Source organism: Pseudoalteromonas sp. SG45-2 (assembly GCF_014164115.1).
In the GTDB taxonomy this organism is placed as follows: domain Bacteria; phylum Pseudomonadota; class Gammaproteobacteria; order Enterobacterales; family Alteromonadaceae; genus Pseudoalteromonas; species Pseudoalteromonas distincta.
The window spans coordinates 40,973-58,678 of the sequence record NZ_JACJEO010000022.1 but is presented as its reverse complement, the minus strand read 5'-3'; the positions used below and the strand labels follow the sequence as shown (position 1 = coordinate 58,678).

The following is a 17,706-nucleotide window of genomic DNA, read 5'->3' as shown; positions in this document are numbered from 1 at the left end:
AGAGAGTATTATGCCTAATTATGCAAATCGCTACATAAGTAGCCTAACCAGAGAAACTTACGCGTTAATACTGGCAGGCGGTCGCGGTTCTCGCCTGCATGAGTTAACCGATTGGCGAGCAAAGCCAGCAGTTTACTTTGGTGGTAAACATCGAATTATCGATTTTCCACTATCAAACTGCATTAACTCGGGTGTGAGACGTGTTGGTATTGCTACACAATATAAATCACATTCATTAATACGCCATGTAAACCGCGCATGGGGGCACTTTAAAAAAGAGCTAGGAGAGTCGGTTGAAATACTACCTGCATCTCAGCGCCAAGGTGATGATTGGTATTGTGGAACCGCAGATGCTGTTTTTCAAAACATAGATATTATTCGTCACGAGCTTCCTAAATATGTGATGATTTTGTCTGGAGATCATGTGTACCGTATGGACTATGGTGCTTTATTGGCTGAACATGTGCAAAAAGGCGCAGATATGACTGTGTGTTGTATTGAAGTCCCAGTAGAGGAAGCCGCAGACACGTTTGGTGTAATGACCGTTGATGAAGAAAATAGAGTGTGTCGTTTTGATGAAAAACCAGCAATGCCGAGCTCCGTACCCGGCAAGCCAGGTACATGTTTAGCATCAATGGGGAACTACATTTTTAATACTGAATTTTTGTTTGAGCAACTTAAAAAAGATTCTGAGAATGAAGGCTCTGGACGCGATTTTGGTCACGATATTATTCCAGCGATTATAGAAGAGCATAATGTATTTGCCTTCCCATTTAGAGATCCAAACCAAGAAGGGCAACCTTATTGGCGAGATGTAGGTACGCTTGATTCGTTCTGGGAAGCTAATATGGAACTGGTAATGCCAGAACCACAACTTGATTTATACGATCCAACGTGGCCAATATGGACTTATCAAGAGCAACTACCACCTGCTAAGTTTATTTTTGATGATGAAGATAGACGTGGTATGGCTTTAGACTCAACAGTCTCGGGTGGGTGTATTATTTCGGGCTCTGCGGTTAGAAAATCCCTGTTGTTTTCTAACGTTCACGTTCGCTCATTTTGTACCATTGAGCAGTCGGTTATTTTACCCGGTGCGGTTATAAACCGAGGTTGTAAAATTAAACGCGCAATAATAGATAGAAGCTGTGAAATACCGGCAGGTCTTGAAATAGGTTTTGACAAAAAAACAGATGAAGAAAACGGCTTTAGGGTATCTAAAAAAGGTATCGTTCTTGTTACACGTGATATGCTCACTGAGCTTGCAAAAAAGTTAGAACGCCAAGCGCGAGAAAATAAAAAGCTAGCGTAACAACAAGTTAGATAAGCACGACAACATAGCTTGCTCATTTGTGAGCAAGCTCACACAGGTTTAAAGGAAATAATAAATTAATGCATGTATTAATGGTTGCAGCAGAAAATGACGCGTTACCAGGCGCAAAAGTAGGCGGTGTGGCAGATGTAGTACGCGATGCACCTAAGGCTCTCGCAAAGCAAGGTATAACGGTTGATGTTGTTATTCCTGATTACGGGTTTGAGCCGCTTGAGCGTATTTATATAGGTGAAGTAACCGTTGCATTTAATGCTCAACCCCATGTATTAACCATTTTTAAAGTACAACAAGCCGAAAATAATGTAAGCCAAATTGTTATTAGCCACCCGTTATTTAGTGAATCAGGCAGTGTATATTGTAATGATGCACCGGGGAGGCCTTTTGCAACTGATGCGACTAAATTTGCTCTATTTAACGCAGCCGTCTGCGAAGCGTTATTACAAGGTGTATTAAAGCGCCCTACAGCGCTGCATTTACATGATTGGCACAGTGCCTGCGTTGCAGTTTTACTTAAGTTTGAGCCACGTTATAGCTCACTTAATACCTTACCCATTGCCTTCACAGTGCATAATATTGCACTGCAAGGTATTAGGCCTTTCAAACATGATGATTCAAGCTTAGAGGCGTGGTTTCCATCACTTAGTTATAATGGCCAGCAATTATGCGACCCGCGTTACCCTCATTGTTTTAATCCCATGCGCAGTGCAATAAATCTATGCGATAAAATACATGTTGTATCGCCAACTTACAGCCAAGAGGTTCTTGAACCTAGTAATTACGAACATGGTTTTTTTGGTGGCGAAGGGCTTGAGCAAGATCTGCAAAATGCAGCAAGCCAAGGCAAGCTTGTTGGTATTTTAAATGGCTGCGAATATCCAAGCAATGCACTTGAAGGAGCAACTCTCGCTGATTTTTATAGCCAAGCTGAGAGTACTTTGTTTGGTTGGATGACCAATTACGAGCAGTTACAAAGTGGTTACTATATTGCCCACCAACGACTACAACAATTTAAAGCAACGGTTAATAACGGTCCATTAGTTACAAGCGTTGGCCGTCTTACTGAGCAAAAAGTGTTGTTATTGTGCCAGCAGGTTAATGGGGTTTTAGCTATTGATAAAGTGTGCCAATTAATTAATGAACATAACGGCAGACTTATTATTCTCGGCTCGGGTGACAAAGAGCTCGAAAGCATATTTACCAAAGCAATGGCGCGTAATTCCAATCTTTTATTTTTAAAGGGGTATGGGCAAGGTGTTGGCGATTTAATGTATCAATTAGGTGACTTATTTTTAATGCCAAGCTCGTTTGAACCGTGTGGTATTAGCCAAATGCTAGCAATGCGAGCGGGGCAACCGTGTTTAGTACACAGTGTTGGCGGATTAAAAGATACTGTTAAACACCACGAAAATGGTTTTAGCTTTAATGGAGGCACGTTGGCAACGCAAACGCGTAATTTAATTAGCTGTTTAGACGAAACTCTCTTAATTAAAAAGCAAAATCCTAAAAGATGGCATAAAATTAAGCACAGCGCAGAGCAAATGCGTTTTTCGTGGCCACAAGTGGCAACTGATTATATAACAACCTTATACCGGTAAATCGTTTCTGTACTTTAAAGTTTAGTGACAAATCTACCTGCTTAGGGTTTAATTACTTAGTATTATATAAAAGCTAAGAAGTAGGTAATGTGTCTGTATTTGTTGCAAGGCAAGCAATATTCAATCGAAGTAAAAAAGTAGTAGCCTATGAGCTACTTTTTCGTGATAGTCCAAAAAATTATTTTCCAGATATTGCAGAAGGCCAAGCAACAGCAAGGCTTATTATGGAAAATCAATTAAATTTAGGTACACGCCATATTACATCAGGCAAAAAAGCGCTTATTAATATAGGACCAGAATCACTAAAACTCGATTTATGTGCTTTCTTACCATGTCAAGACGTTGTGATTGAGCTGCTCGAAACCATAGAACCTACCGACGATAACTATGAGCTATGCCGAGGTTTATTTCATAGTAACTACAAACTCGCGCTCGATGATTTTGTATATAAACCACAATGGGATCGTTTTTTAAAGCTTGTGAAGCTCATTAAATTTGATATTGCAATTACACCTCTTAGCGAAATACAGCCCATAGTTACTAAGTTACAAGCGCATAAACAAATAAAAATACTAGCCGAAAAAATAGAAACACAAGAAGACTATGAGCTTGCCTTTGATATGGGGTTTGATTATTTTCAAGGCTATTTTTTTGCAAAGCCTACCATGATCAAGCAAAACGACATTGATTATAATTATGGTTTAGTCGTCGCTATTTACGCAGAAATAATGAAGCAAAGCCCTGACATTAAAACCATCGCAAGCCTGTTTGAGCTAGATGCTGCACTCGCATATAAGTTACTAAGATTAATAAACAGCGGTGTGTTTCCTATACAAAGCCAAATATCGTCATTAAAGCAAGCGCTTGTGTATTTAGGACACGAACGCCTGAAAAAGTTTGTGAGCCTTATTGTTACTGCTCATACAGCGGGTAAAAAGCCAGCAGAGCTAATGCAAGTATGTGTTGTACGTGCTCGCTTTTGTGAGCTTGTGGCAAAAAAGGCTAATAAAAGTCAGTCAGGCGAAGCATTTTTAACAGGGTTATTCTCGTTACTAGATGCAATCCTTGATCAACCAATGAGCTTGCTTGTTGAAAAGTTACCTTTCCCTGATGAAATAAAAACGGCATTATTAGGGGACAAAAACACACTTTATTATATTTTGAACGTTGTTAAAGCATATGAAACAGGAAGCTGGTGGGCACTTGAACAAGCTGTACTTTTGCTAAATATAGACAGTGCTATACTACCTCCACTTTACCAGCAGTCAGTCGATTGGGCTGACAGTTATAAGAATAATATTTAACGGATAATAGCTTTAATGCGCAATTATAATATGGACTTTATTCGCGGCGTTGCCGTGCTTGGCCTTGTTTACATGAATGCTTACGCCTTCGGCATTTTTGAATATGGGTATAGCTCCTTAACTAATCCTCCTGTTAGCGACTCAATTATTCACACCCTTAGCAGCGTGTTTGTAGACGGACGTTTTAGAACGCTGTTTAGTTTGCTTTTTGGTGCTGGGCTTTACATTCAGTGGCAACGTTACAAGTCTGAAGTGCAAATAAAAAGCAGGCTCTATTGGTTAATCCTCTTTGGTTTAGCGCATGGTTTTTTACTTTGGGCCGGTGATATTTTATTTGTTTACGGTGTATCTGGATGGTTTGTTATTAAATATTTAGAAAGTGATAGCAACGTACTTTTAAAAAGAGGGTTTGCATTTACCTTGTTGTCGGCTGTGGTTACCTTACTTGTTATATCTAGCGTACCCGATGAAATAATTTACCGCGATACAGCACAGTTTATTGAATTATATAACCCACACTATATTGATTACTTTATTAGTAACCTTGCTATGAACACGTTAATGCTTGTTATGGTGCCAATAATGACAATGTGGATGTGCGTGGGCCTTATGCTCATTGGCATTTATTTATATAAACAAGACGTTTTTAGTAAAGGCTTAACGACTCAGCAATTAATAGTTTGCGGTGCAATGACCCTTGTTTTTTGTGGAATCAGGCTTTATGCATCACAGCTTAATGGCAGCTTAGGATATGGGGTGCAGGAATTTATAAATATGTTTGCGGCGTTAGGTATGGCTACGCTGTATATTCATTTAATTGTTAAATTTTGCAATAACAGCGCACACGTTGGCACGCTTATTCAACAAGCGGGGCGCTTAGCATTTACTTTATATATTAGCCAAACACTCATACAACTGTTGTTATATAAAGTGCTATTTACACACTGGGTGCTCAATTTTGATCGTATTGACTACTGGTTAGTTGCAACGTCATTAGTTGCACTGCAGCTCATATTTACCTTTATATACAGCCGCTATTTTAACCAAGGCCCGCTTGAATTTGTATGGCGTAAATTAACGAAAGCAAAAATTAATGCTTAAACACCTATAAATTTTAAATTAGGGGCGAAAAAATAGTGTGGGTGGTTTACACTACTCGCCTTAAAAATTACTACGCTATAAGTGCCATGACCGAATTAAAACGTTTAAATAAATTTATTAGTGAAACAGGATTTTGTTCACGCCGCGAAGCCGATAAATATATTGAGCAAGGTCGTGTCAGCGTTAATGGCTACTCGCCTGAAATGGGCGTAAAAGTTGCTGCTACCGATGTTGTATTGGTTGATGGCAAGCCACTTAAAGCCACACCAAAGCGCGTTTATATCGCTTACAATAAACCCGTTGGTATTACGTGTACTACCGAAAGTAAAATTCAAAGTAATATTATTCGCGCGGTAAATTATCCTACGCGTATATTTCCAATAGGGCGTTTAGATAGACCTTCTGAAGGGCTTATATTTTTAACTAACGAAGGCGACATCGTTAATAAAATTTTGCGTGCGGGTAATAACCACGAAAAAGAATATGTTGTTACGGTTGATAAACCGCTTAATCGTCAGTTTGTTACAAAAATGGCCAATGGCGTGCCTATTTTAGATACCGTGACTAAAAAGTGTAAAGTGACACAAACTGCCCCTAAAGAATTTAAAATAGTACTTACACAAGGTTTAAACCGCCAAATACGCCGTATGTGTGAATATTTAGGTTACGAAGTGGTGACGTTAAAGCGCACTCGTATAATGAACGTCACACTAAAAGGTTTAAAGGTAGGGCAGTGGCGTCATTTATCTGATACTGAAATGGCGCAAATAAACGACTCGATTTCTGACTCAGGTAAAACTCAAGAACATTCGCTTGATGCTAATAAACAATCAGAAAATAATACGCCGTCGATTCCTAAAAAGCGTGATTTTCAGGGTGAAAATCCTCGCCGTTTTAATAAAGGCGAACAAAGTGGCGAGCGTAGTACTGAGCGAAATTCAAGTCGCAACTCTGATCGCAGTAATGCTAATGGCGAGCGCAAAAATGAGCGCAGTAAAGCACCTTATCAAAAGCGTTCAACCAAGTATGTTGGTAAGCCAAAAAGTATTAAAGAGAACAAGTCGTCACAGTCAAAACCTAGCTCGGGGCGTACCCTTAGCTTAAAAAAATAATCTGCACCTAAGTGGTATTCTGCTACCACTGTATTTCTTGTACTATATTACCAAGTGGGCTTGTAACGCCCACTAAATTTATATTGTTATTTTGTAAAGTCACCAATTTATTCTTATCTAAATACCATCTAAAAGTGTATTTTCTGTAGTTCTGTAAACTAAGCACAGTTAGCGTTGCACAACTGTACTCATAATCATTTGGGCAACTACCTACCTCGAGTAATTGATGCTCTTGCTGCCATGTATTATTGCTGTATTTATTGGCCCATAATTTCACAGAAATACAAACTGACGTCCATAACCATAAGTAAATTAAAATAGGCAAAAACAGTGGTATAAATGCGCTGCGGAACTTCCCATGCTCAGCAATATAATTTTTAACTGTATGTTTAAATTCAAAGTTATTATTGTATTTTTTATATAGGTGCCTTAATAAAACAACCGACAACACTATCGCCGTTATTGGAAATAACGTAAATGTTAAGGTGTTATATATACTGTTGGGGATAAAAGCGGGGTCGGCTTGTTCATCCCATGCAAGTAAAACCAGCGGAGGTGCTGTTACTAAGAGTAATATGGCGCTGTTGAAGAGTTGCTTAAAGGTCAAAGGGTATTCACTTATAAAATGTTGCTTGTATAAAGCCCAAATTAGCGCTTAATATTTCGCTATTAAATGCTAAAGCCAATATAAAATAAGAGTATACCTAAATAAACAGCAATCGCCGATAACGAGTTTTTAGAGCGCAGGCGCTTAATTAGGGCGTGTTGACCTTTCGTGATTGATTTTGCAGCAGCGTGTTTGATTTTTAGGCAAGGCGGAGCCTATGTAGTGTGGTTATTCCCCATAAATTGGCGATAACGCAGCATAAAGACCAAACATGCGCTGCCCTTTGGGTTCTTTCTAGGGACGATTAACTCTTTGTTGCTCAGTTTTTACTTAGCCCACTAGGTTACAAACCTCGCGCCGCGATTAAATCGCCCCTAGATTGAACAAATTTCAATCCACAAAGATCAACACGCCCTAGATCGCGTGTGCCATCAAACATACCGGAAATAACCAGTAGTATGCCCCCTGTAAAACGGTAGTTGTTTAAGTTCACGTTACCATTATCGTCAGTTATAAAGCGTAGATAACCAAAAAGTATAAAAAGGCTGCCCGCTATTAGTACTGCAATTTTAAAGTTTTCCAAGGCTTTTCCATAATATTGAGTTAGATATTAAAACGCCACTGAGTCTAGCTAGTATAATTTTACTATATTTCGAATTCAAATTTTGCCTAAATCCATTAAATGTCCTCATTTTGTCGCTATATTAGGCGTATATACGCTAAAGCTTGATTTATATTGTGCATTAGCAAGTACACCTTAGTTATATGTTGGGTAAGCTGTTAAGATGCGCCGTCTTAATAATGTAGAAAGGTTATAGAAGTAACATGTCAAAATTTTTCTTTATGGGTAAGCCCGACATAATGGGTAAAAATAACAGTAATGGATTTGCGCCAAATCGTACCGCAAAGCCAGGCACAGAGTTACACCCGTTAACGCTAATTGTAAACTCAGCTGAACGACAATCAGAAATAGAAGCCATATTAGAAGAGCATTCGCTGTTTGCTTCAATTGAAGTTAAAGCAGACGTACCAGAAGATATTCGCGAACTAGACTTTGCGCTTAGTAAATCAACACCACAAGTATTTGATAAAGTACCAGAGCGTAACGCACCTTGTGTATGTGGTAGTGGCAAAAAATATAAAAAGTGTTGCGGTTAGTTTCTTAACAACTAAATATGTAGCCTTTCTTTTTTTATCGGTATTAAATAAAAATGCCACAGGATTTTGAGCCTGTGGCATTTTTTAATGTTAACCAATTATATGTTTAACTACTTACGTGGCTCGTAATCAATTCTAAATATCACGGTGTACAGTACCGGCACTACAATTAGAGTCAAAATTGTAGCAAAGCCCAAACCAAACATAATTGTTACCGCCATTGATTGAAAAAACACGTCAAATAACAGCGGGATCATACCCAAAATAGTAGTTATAGCTGCCATTGCAACTGGTCGTACACGGCTCACACCAGAGTCAAACACGGCTTCATAGGGCGATTTACCTTCCCTTAATTCAAGGTTTATTTGATCAACTAATACAATACCGTTTTTAATTAGCATACCGCTTAAGCTTAACAAACCAAGTAGCCCCATAAAGCTAAACGGAGCATTCATCGCTAACAATCCCGCACTTACACCAATAATAGCCAAAGGCACAGTTGCCCAAATAACAAGTGGCTGTTTGAGCGAGTTGAAAAGTAGTACGGTTACTGCAAACATAGCTAAATAGCCCAGTGGTAATGAGCCAAATATTGCTTTTTGCGCTTTGCTTGATGACTCAAACTCACCGCCCCATTCTAGTTGGTAACCACGTGGTAGTTCCATGTTCTCTATTGGGCCGCGAATACGTGCAAATAATTTAGCGGGTGTTTCGTCCCCTAATACATTGTGATCGGCCATTACTGTAATAGTTCGTTTGCGATCGCGGCGCATTATTAGGCTGTCTTCCCACTGCACATCAAATTCGTCTACAACTTGAGTCACTGGTATAAATACACCAAGAACTGGGCTGTATATTTGAAGGTCGTGTACGCTTTCTACGTTTAAGCGCTCGTTAGCAGGAGAGCGAGCAATAATAGGCAGCAACTGCGTGCCATCGCGATATACGCCCACTTGTTTACCCGATAAGCTCGTTAGCAACACATTATCTAAGTCTGATTTACTAATACCTAATCGACGTGCTTTTTGCTCGTTAAACTGCGGGCGAATCATTTTAGTACGTGCACGCCAGTCATCACGAATATTATATGCACCTTCGTCTTCACCAATCAGCTCTTCGGCTTTAGCGGCTAGTTGTCTTAAAACAACAGGATCAGGGCCCGAAAAACGCGCTTCTATTTTTGCATCAGTAGAAGGGCCAATTTCCATCGGTTTAATTTTAAGCTGTGCAGAGAGTGCATGATTATTTGAGTAATCACGTACAGTTTGCATTACAGTCGCTACGGCTTCTCTGTCGGCAACACGAATAATTAATTGGCCGTACGCGGGGTATGATTTTTCTGGCGCGTAGGTAAGCATAAAGCGCGGTGCACCTTGGCCTGTTGTACTTGTTACTTCTTCAACAAGGTCTTCTTTTTGTAAAAACTCTTCAAGTTTTTTAACGCCCTCTAGGGTTGAGCGAATATCAGATCCTTGCTCTTGCCAGTAATCTACATAAAACATAGGTGTATTAGAGGCAGGAAAAAACGACTGTTTTACTGAGCCAAAACCAACAACCGCTGTACACAGTAAAACAACCATTAATATAAGCGTGGTTTTTCTAAAGTGCAGCGCTAAATCTAAAATCGCTTTGTAACCGTTAAAAATAAAACCTTTGTATGGGTCTTCATCTTCTTGGCCTTCTTCGTTTTTAAATTCGTTTTCTTTAAACATTAAATTGGCAAAAAATGGCGTTAGCGTTATGGCTGTTATCCAGCTTAATAAAAGCGAAATAAACAACACCCAAAACAAGCTACCGGCAAATTCACCACTGGCATCAGAGCTTAAACCAATTGGCGCAAATGCAGTGACTGCAATAACTGTTGCACCTAGTAAGGGCCATTTTGTTTGCTCAACAATATTAACCGCCGCTTTGAGTTTTGTTTGCCCACGTTTAAGGTTGATTAGTATCCCTTCGGTTACAACTATTGCGTTATCAACCAGCATCCCAAGAGCAATAATAAGTGCTCCAAGTGATATACGTTGCAAGTCGATGGCAAACAACTTCATAAATATAAACGTACCCAGTACAGTAAGCAGTAAAATACCACCAATTAAAATACCGCTTTTTAAACCCATAAATAACAGCAGTACTACAATAACTATCGCAATGGCTTCAAGTAAGCTGATAATAAAACCATCAACCGACTTTTGAACCTCTTGTGGTTGGTTGTATACCGAATTTATGTCAATACCATGAGGGCGTTGATACTCAAGTGAGGCTAAGTGATCGTCAATGTGTTTACCCACATCAACTACGTTAACTCCCGACATAAACGACACGCCAATAAGCAAAGCTTGCTGAGAATTATAACGAATAACATTGTTAGGTACTTCTGCGTACTCTCTGTAAACCTTTGCAACATCGCCTAAATAAATAAGCTCACTTGCACCAGGTTTTGAAATTAATAGCGTTTCGAGCTCTTTTACATCTTTAAATTCGCCAGTAGGGTGCAAGCGAATTGACTCATCGCCCACGCGAATTTTACCCGCATTAGAAACCGTATTTTGCGATTGGAGTAACTGAAATATATGACTTGGTGCAATACCTAATTGAGCTAATTTACGCGTTGAGACTTCAACCATTACTTGCGGTTGTTGCTCACCTGCAACCGTTACTTTACTTACGCCTTTAACCAAGACTAGCTCGCGCTTTAAAAAGTCTACGTAGTCTTTAAGCTCGTCATATGAGTAGCCATCACCGGTTACCGAATACATAACACCGTAAACATCGGCAAAGTCATCTAAAATAGTGCTTGGGTAAACGCCGCTGGGCAGCGAAGGGGAGAGGTCGTTAATTTTACGACGCATTTCATCCCAAATTTGGCGAAGTTGCTCTTTTCGATAAGTGCTTTTCATCTCTACCGAAATTTGCGACTTGCCGTTAGATGAAATAGAAGTAACGTAATCAACATAAGGTAATTGCTGAATCGCGTTTTCCAGAGGAAAAGTTACTTCTTCTTCTACTTGTTGCGGCGATGCGCCAGGGTACATGGTAATAACCATGGCTTTTTTAAGCGTAAACTCAGGGTCTTCTAATTGCCCTAAGTCAAAATACGACACGGTACCGCCAATTAATAGCAGCAGCGTAAACATCCAACTGATTACTTTTTTCTCTATGGAGAGTTGTGCAAAGCTCATAATTATAAGCCTCGCTCTTTATTCCATGCTCTTACTTTCATGCCTTCTTTTAGTGAATGCACACCGGCAGAAACAACAATTTGGCCTTCTTTAATACCACTTAACACCTCAATACCATCGCGGTGTAGCTGGCCAATTTTTACCGCTTGTTTATGTACTTGGCTAGTTTCTGAATCAAAAAGCCACACGTAGGCGTTATCTTTAATAGACTCTTGAGGTTCAGAAAACACTGATTCGATTGGCAGTATTGTGTAAGACACTTGCGAGCGCGTTACTTTACTTAAATCAATAAATACACTGCCCGTCATACCCGCTAGTAAATTAAAGTCCTCAGGTACTGGTAGCGAAAACACAACTTTATAGGTAAGTGTTGCAGGGTCTGCTTGGGTATCCCACTCTTTAATATCAAGTGTGTATTCTTTATCGTCAAAGCCATCGAATTTTACAGTAGGGTGGTAATCAGTGCCTTTTTGAAAACGAGCGACTATTTTTTCAGGAACTTGGATTTCTACATCCATTAAATCGCGTGTTTCTAAACGCAATATATTTTGTTTGGCTTGAATGTTTTCAAAGTTTTTAACAAATACTTTTGCAACTGTGCCTGAAAATGGCGCGCGTAGCTCGCTGTACTCAAGGTTTGTTTGTGCAATTTTAAATGCAGATTCAGCAATTTGCATATTAGCAGTGGCTTGATCTAATTCTGATTGGCTAGTGATTTTTTTCTCAAACAATTGCTCAATACGGCCAAGTTGTGATTTTGCCAATTCAAAGCGCGCTTTGCGCTCATCAAACTGCAACTGAAAATCTTCAGGGTCCAGTTTTGCTAATAAATCACCTTTTTCAACGTGTTCACCAGCAAGCACAGGAAACTTAATAAGTTCTCCATTTACCCTAAAAGCAAGGTAAGAGCCTTGGTTTGCAACAACCTCAGCAGGAAAGCTGCGAATGTTAGTTTGAGAATCATGACCTATGTTGAATAATTTAACAGGGCGAATGGGCTCTTCTTTAACTTGTTGTTCTGGCTCAGAACAGGCTATTAAGCTTAGTAAAGTCGTAGTTAAAAAACATAGACGAAAGAGTTTCATGTCTTCTCCGTTGCAATGATGGCAAAATAATTAAGTGCAGCATACGCTGCAAACATATAAAATAAAAATCATAAAATTTTAGAAACTCAATAAGTTTTACTTATAATGTTGCAGAGTGCTATATGAAGCTGAATCAATTAATAATTTTAGATGCCATAGTGCAAAGCGCAAGCTTAAGCGGGGCAGCACTAAAGCTACATAAAACGCAGCCAGCGCTTACACTTGCTATTAAAAATCTAGAAGAAAAAATAGGGTTTGAGTTGCTAGACAGAAGTAAGTACCGATTACAGCTTACTGAAAAAGGGCGAATTTTTCACCGCGAGGCGCAGCAACTTCTGCATGCCAACGACGAGCTAGCGCAGCTTGCTAAAGAATTGGCACTCGGAAATGAACCCCAATTTAGAATTTGTTACGAACAACTTTGCCATACGCAGAGTTACAACGAGATCATAAGTAATACTTTTAGATTGTTTACCAGCACCGAATTTAGCTTAACAAGCGGGAAGCGCTTTATTTCGTTAGAGCAAGTAAATAGTGGGCAAGCCGAATTAGGCATTGGCCCGTGGTTTGACTTATTTCATGCAACAGGCGATTTAGAAAGCGTACCAATTGGCAGGCTCGATATTGGCATTGTCAGCGCCAAAGGCGTACTTCCTCAAAGGCTCACCTATAGCGAACTACAAACGTATCCGTGTTTAGCCATGTTTGAAAGTGATTTGAGTATCGACAGCGACAGACTATCGTACTCAAAAGGCTCCGCCATGATGAAAATTGATGATGTATCGACCTTAAAATCGTTTTTACTTTCAGGCGCAGGTTGGGCAATGATGAGCCTAGAACACTGCGCTCCTGAAATAAAAGCAGGCTTACTTCAAGAAATACACATAACTGACCGAGAGCATAAATTTAGCGCGCAAATTAGAGCCTTTAGACAACATGCAGTGCACCACGGCCCTGTAGCGCGTACTATTTGGGAGCAATTTAAAGTACTTAGTGAGGCGTATTTAAATGAACGCTGATATTGATAAAGAAACACTCATTTATACTGTTATCGCAGGCATACCAATAGGTAAAGTAGCAAGCTACGGGCAAGTTGCAGCTCTTGCGGGCTACCCGCAAAACTCACGGTTGGTTGGGCGCTTATTAAAAATGATGCCAAACGACTCGGTTATACCTTGGCACAGGGTAGTGAATAGCCAAGGTAAAATATCATTCCTTGAAGGTAGCGAAAAATATCAAGAACAGCGCGAAAAGCTATTATCAGAAGGCGTACTGTTTAAAAACGACAAAGTGAATATGCGCGAGTGCCGGTGGGAGTGATATGACTATTATTGGCAAGCTGACTACGACGACTTAGCCTGTTGTTATGTGCATTTTTGCCAGTGATACTCCATTTGCTTAGCTGTTTGCTCAGCTAAATTTAAGGTCGATAGTTCTGACACTAAGTGTAAACTCATATCAATTCCAGCTGATATGCCACCAGAAGTTATATATTTACCTTGAGAGACCCAACGATGATCACTCACAACATTTAATTTCGGGTAGGTAGCACTGAGATCGGCTATATCTTCCCAATGCGTTGTAACTGTTAAACCATTTAGTAAATTAGCTTCAGCTAAAATGAACGCTCCTGTACAGACAGATGCGACTCTTTTTGATGTACTAGCAACATTCGAAATCCAAGATATTACAGCAGGCTTTTTAACTTCCTCTGTATGTATACCTCCAACAACTATAAGCACATCAATATTCGGATGAGTCTCAAACGAGAAATGTGCGTGCACTGGAAAACCACTACGAGCTTTTACAACATCAGGTTTTTCAGAAACCAAAAATACATTCCAATTTTTATTGCCTAAACGATTTGCAGTACTTAACACTTCAAATGGTCCAGAGAAATCAAGAACTTCTGCGTCATCGTATATGTATATTCCGATATTCATACTCTGTATACTCCATTACACATAACAATCTTAAAATGCGCTAATCACGAATACTTCTGCTGTTGTCACGCTCATTTTTCTGCTTTATATAGTTTTAACAAATTACCTAAAATATTACTATTACTAAGTTTTCTATTATCTTAGGTAAAGCTAAATGTAACAATATGCGGGTGTCGCACAGTGTCACGAGCAGATATTGATGAATCATGATATGTAAAGTCTAAATTTGCATCTTCTGGCCTGATGATGTGAGAGTTAGCTGTGTTTCAATATCGAGTATATTTGTACTCTTTTTTTGTTTTGCGCCAAATATATGTTCCTCCAAACAAAAATAGAGCAACAATTAAAGGTGTCAATTTGTTGTCTGACTTCCAAGCTTGTTCAGATTCTTCATAAGAACGAACAAGCAGTCCATTCACTTTTAACTCAAAAAAATTATGATATATCTTCGAAGAGTAGATTGGCGAATGCGTATCAGAAGCCTCAAATAAAATAGTAACAAGCTGATCTTTTGATTTCAAAAGAGACTCTTCAACAATGCCTTGCCCATTTGATTTTGACGGGTAATTAAAATTCATTGGATCATTAACAAACCCGAAGCGTATTCCATAATCATGTGCTTGAACCCAATCAACAGGACCACTTTTTTCTACAAGGTCACTTTTAAAAGGAAAGCCACTATTAACCTGATTTAGATTTACAAACCCGATTGCTAGGCCTAATGCGATGGAAATAACTGATAAAGATAAATTTTTATAATATGTGAATTTTGTCATTTTTTAACTCAAACAAGCTCCTTGTTAGTTCAAACATTTAGAAACAGTTTCAAGTTCAATTCCAAGGGCATTAATGTGCCATACGAAGACGGTCAGTAGTTGTAATGTCTGAAGTCATGATTTGACCACTTGTCTTTTTGAGTGCGTAAAACTTAACAAACTTACTGAGTGAATTATTATCAAATCGAGTTTTAACCCTAAGAGCTCCAGTAAATCTATTTTTTGTTTAACTTGTTAGATTTTCAAATTCACCCTCTAGCACTTAACGCGTCATCACTCACCGGAGCTTGGGTGGATGGCCTTATAAAATGTTTCTTTCTGATAAATTAACACGGAAATGACATTAGTACAGTTTTTAGTAAGGGCATATCTGACCTTGCGCAAAATGCTGGAGTTTTATCTTTAAGTGCAGGCATTTTTGACCGCATCCATTTCAATGCATTGCCTTTGTTGTGGTAATAAACCACTGAAGCAACATTAGCATCTCCACCACAGACTTCAGTAAGTTCATCGGAAAACGTACAACTGATGAAGCCTTTTTGGCATAAACTTAAAAACTTTTCCCATGCATCTTGTTCTTGAGACACTCCATCAACCCTCTGTATTTAAGTTCTTCCGAAGTTAAGTAAATTCCGTAGCTAATAGAAATTCACATAACTTACAAATCTTTAATTCAGGCAAATACCTTATCTAGCGAAAAGTAATTTCCAGAAAATATGCACAATTTTGAATTTTGTCCTGCTTTAACAGCTTGTTAGGTATTACCTACACCAAGCCTTAATTTTAGTAGCTTTACAACCTCGTAAAGTAAAACAATAGACATTGTATAAATTGGCCAGGTAGCAACTTGCATTAGACTAGAGCCACAATCGCCATTACCATAACGCAACATTTCTAATCCAGAAGGAATACATGCGAGCACGAGTAATGTTATAGGAATATACAACCGTTTAACTTTTTGAAAATACCTAATAATCGTTGCAAGAATACCAACGACAAGAGATATAAAAAGTAAGTTAATTGAATCGCTCCAATTTTGCTCATAACCAACACCACTAAAACACGCATACGAATGCGAAGAAAAAATTAAAAATAGTAGCGTGACTCCAAACCTCATGTAATACCTAACTTTTAAATAAGGGGCGCAGGCATGCGGGGCATAATGGCGCAGCCGCCCCGCGTGTATGCGTCCCAGCGAACGTAGTGAGTGACTTAATTTTTTTGTTATGTGCAAACATTCAAAACAACCTTGCCATTACTAATACTGACATTACCAAAGCATGCCGAGATGAAAAAACCTGACTCTGTTTTAATGAAGCTATCTATGTTGCCATAGTCAATCGAACCGTCAATGTCGGTTGTCGGTTCGATTGCCGATTGCCCATTAACACAAGATATTGATGAAAAGTCAGAAAAGGTTAAAACGGCTTTCTTGTAACAAGTGTATTCATTTGCTTTGGGTTCAGCATAATGAACTGATGAAGGCCAAATACTTGCTTCAAGTTGTATGGAAAACTGATTTTCTGAAACTTCCCATCCCAATACGAAAGAATCTTGAAGATCAATTCCATCCATAGAATCCAAAATTTACTCCTTGCACATAACATCTTTATCAGAGGACACTTCCCTATTTTAGCGTGAAAACGTCCTTATTTTATGAACGTATACTAATAGCAAATAGTGTAAATTATTGCCAACTATAAATATTATGCTTTATGTAGCTTATATAAACATGTAAAAAAGAGGAAAGTATCCCTGACTCTTATTAAGTTAATGATAACTCACCTGAATGTCCGGTTATCGCTCAAACCAGACCACTCTAATTGGCTTTACCTGCCTAATAAACATAATTACTAATTGAAATATAATGGCAAACACACCCAGCAATAACAAATAAATGCCAAATAGCGTGGCTAAATTGGGTACTTTTAGCGCTGTAAAATAATGTACCTAAACTATAAAAAATGCCGCCGGCAAGTAGCCAGTAAAGTGCTTTTACATCAACACTTGAATAAAGCGGATATACAATAGCCAGTGCAAACCAGCCCATGAGTAAGTAGGTGGCGAGTGATATTTTTTTATTACCGTTTTTTACAAATACTTTGTACGCCACGCCCGCCAGTGCCACCGCCCAAATAAATGTAAGTGTGGCCCATGACCAAGCACCGGATAATGAGATTAATAAAAAGGGAGTGTAGGTGCCGGCAATTAATAAGTATATGGCGCAGTGATCGCACTTTTTATAAAAGGCTCTTAAGCGCGGTTGAATACTGGCGTGGTACAAAGTGGACGACAAAAACAGCACAAATAGGCTGCTGCCATAAATTGCAGTACTAACATACGCTTTAGTGCTGGTGGCTTGGCTAAATAAATCCCACATAACAAATGCGGCAAATATAATACCGAGTGCATGGCTGATTACGTTTAATTTCTCTTCTTTACGGGAATAAGGCGCTTCTAACGACATAACTGTTCCTACCACTATTGGAATTAATTTCAGTGTACAGCTGTAC

18 protein-coding genes are annotated in these 17,706 nt (G+C 39.0%); 8 read left to right on the top strand and 10 right to left on the bottom strand.

The window, feature by feature from the left end; genetic code table 11:
• The first annotated feature begins 10 nt into the window (after positions 1-10).
• The 5 genes from glgC (at position 11) to rluF (ending at position 6,445) form a co-directional block, all read left to right on the top strand.
• On the top strand, positions 11-1,312 hold the full coding sequence (gene glgC / locus H5116_RS15895; protein WP_002958601.1) for a glucose-1-phosphate adenylyltransferase: 1,302 nt from the start codon (positions 11-13) through the stop codon (positions 1,310-1,312).
• Positions 1,313-1,392: 80 nt separating this feature from the next.
• On the top strand, positions 1,393-2,928 hold the full coding sequence (locus H5116_RS15890) for a glycogen synthase (protein WP_182716600.1): 1,536 nt from the start codon (positions 1,393-1,395) through the stop codon (positions 2,926-2,928).
• An 89-nt stretch (positions 2,929-3,017) separates the two neighbouring features.
• The gene (locus tag H5116_RS15885) at positions 3,018-4,232 is read left to right on the top strand and encodes an EAL and HDOD domain-containing protein (protein ID WP_182716599.1); all 1,215 of its coding nucleotides are present in this window, start codon (positions 3,018-3,020) and stop codon (positions 4,230-4,232) included.
• A gap of 30 nt (positions 4,233-4,262) precedes the next feature.
• Positions 4,263-5,333: a DUF418 domain-containing protein gene (locus tag H5116_RS15880; protein ID WP_182716611.1), complete on the top strand. Its 1,071-nt coding sequence runs from the start codon at positions 4,263-4,265 to the stop codon at positions 5,331-5,333.
• 86 nt (positions 5,334-5,419) lie between these two features.
• Complete coding sequence (rluF, locus tag H5116_RS15875; RefSeq protein WP_182716598.1) at positions 5,420-6,445, top strand: 23S rRNA pseudouridine(2604) synthase RluF; 1,026 nt, start codon at positions 5,420-5,422, stop codon at positions 6,443-6,445.
• Between the two features lie 22 nt (positions 6,446-6,467).
• Here the strand turns inward: rluF and H5116_RS15870 are convergent, their stop codons facing one another.
• Together H5116_RS15870 and H5116_RS15865 are read right to left on the bottom strand one after the other, a co-directional pair.
• Positions 6,468-7,052, bottom strand: coding sequence for a hypothetical protein (locus H5116_RS15870; RefSeq protein ID WP_182716597.1), 585 nt, complete (start codon positions 7,050-7,052; stop codon positions 6,468-6,470).
• 343 nt (positions 7,053-7,395) lie between these two features.
• Positions 7,396-7,635: a MetJ regulator of methionine regulon gene (locus H5116_RS15865; RefSeq protein ID WP_259398839.1), complete on the bottom strand. Its 240-nt coding sequence runs from the start codon at positions 7,633-7,635 to the stop codon at positions 7,396-7,398.
• A gap of 242 nt (positions 7,636-7,877) precedes the next feature.
• Between H5116_RS15865 and H5116_RS15860 the strand changes: the two genes are divergently transcribed.
• Positions 7,878-8,210, top strand: a complete 333-nt coding sequence (locus tag H5116_RS15860) for a PBPRA1643 family SWIM/SEC-C metal-binding motif protein (RefSeq protein WP_182694918.1) — start codon at positions 7,878-7,880, stop codon at positions 8,208-8,210.
• 110 nt (positions 8,211-8,320) lie between these two features.
• On the opposite strand, the gene H5116_RS15855 is transcribed toward H5116_RS15860, so the two are convergent.
• A complete protein-coding gene (locus H5116_RS15855) occupies positions 8,321-11,389 on the bottom strand; it encodes an efflux RND transporter permease subunit (protein WP_182716596.1) in 3,069 nt (1,022 codons plus the stop codon).
• A gap of 2 nt (positions 11,390-11,391) precedes the next feature.
• The gene (locus H5116_RS15850; RefSeq protein WP_165724062.1) at positions 11,392-12,474 is read right to left on the bottom strand and encodes an efflux RND transporter periplasmic adaptor subunit; all 1,083 of its coding nucleotides are present in this window, start codon (positions 12,472-12,474) and stop codon (positions 11,392-11,394) included.
• 122 nt (positions 12,475-12,596) lie between these two features.
• On the opposite strand from H5116_RS15850, the gene H5116_RS15845 reads away from it, so the two are divergent.
• Positions 12,597-13,493 carry a LysR family transcriptional regulator gene (locus H5116_RS15845; RefSeq protein ID WP_182712431.1) on the top strand — a complete coding sequence of 299 codons (897 nt, stop codon included), beginning with the start codon at positions 12,597-12,599 and terminating at the stop codon, positions 13,491-13,493.
• Entirely contained in the window at positions 13,483-13,794 is a 312-nt protein-coding gene (locus H5116_RS15840; RefSeq protein WP_182716595.1) for an MGMT family protein, read from the top strand. Before H5116_RS15845 ends, H5116_RS15840 begins: the two co-directional genes overlap by 11 nt.
• A gap of 44 nt (positions 13,795-13,838) precedes the next feature.
• Here the strand turns inward: H5116_RS15840 and H5116_RS15835 are convergent, their stop codons facing one another.
• From H5116_RS15835 to trhA, 6 genes are all read right to left on the bottom strand, one after another.
• The gene (locus H5116_RS15835; protein WP_182716594.1) at positions 13,839-14,417 is read right to left on the bottom strand and encodes a DJ-1/PfpI family protein; all 579 of its coding nucleotides are present in this window, start codon (positions 14,415-14,417) and stop codon (positions 13,839-13,841) included.
• Positions 14,418-14,683: 266 nt separating this feature from the next.
• The gene (locus H5116_RS15830) at positions 14,684-15,193 is read right to left on the bottom strand and encodes a hypothetical protein (RefSeq protein WP_182716593.1); all 510 of its coding nucleotides are present in this window, start codon (positions 15,191-15,193) and stop codon (positions 14,684-14,686) included.
• Between the two features lie 326 nt (positions 15,194-15,519).
• Positions 15,520-15,780 carry a hypothetical protein gene (locus H5116_RS15825; protein ID WP_182716592.1) on the bottom strand — a complete coding sequence of 87 codons (261 nt, stop codon included), beginning with the start codon at positions 15,778-15,780 and terminating at the stop codon, positions 15,520-15,522.
• A 167-nt stretch (positions 15,781-15,947) separates the two neighbouring features.
• Positions 15,948-16,310 (bottom strand): hypothetical protein, encoded by a 363-nt coding sequence (locus tag H5116_RS15820; RefSeq protein WP_182716591.1) that lies wholly within the window; start codon positions 16,308-16,310, stop codon positions 15,948-15,950.
• Between the two features lie 107 nt (positions 16,311-16,417).
• Positions 16,418-16,777: a hypothetical protein gene (locus H5116_RS15815; protein WP_045899398.1), complete on the bottom strand. Its 360-nt coding sequence runs from the start codon at positions 16,775-16,777 to the stop codon at positions 16,418-16,420.
• Between the two features lie 253 nt (positions 16,778-17,030).
• Positions 17,031-17,660 (bottom strand): PAQR family membrane homeostasis protein TrhA, encoded by a 630-nt coding sequence (trhA, locus tag H5116_RS15810; protein WP_182716590.1) that lies wholly within the window; start codon positions 17,658-17,660, stop codon positions 17,031-17,033.
• Between the last annotated feature and the right edge of the window lie 46 nt (positions 17,661-17,706).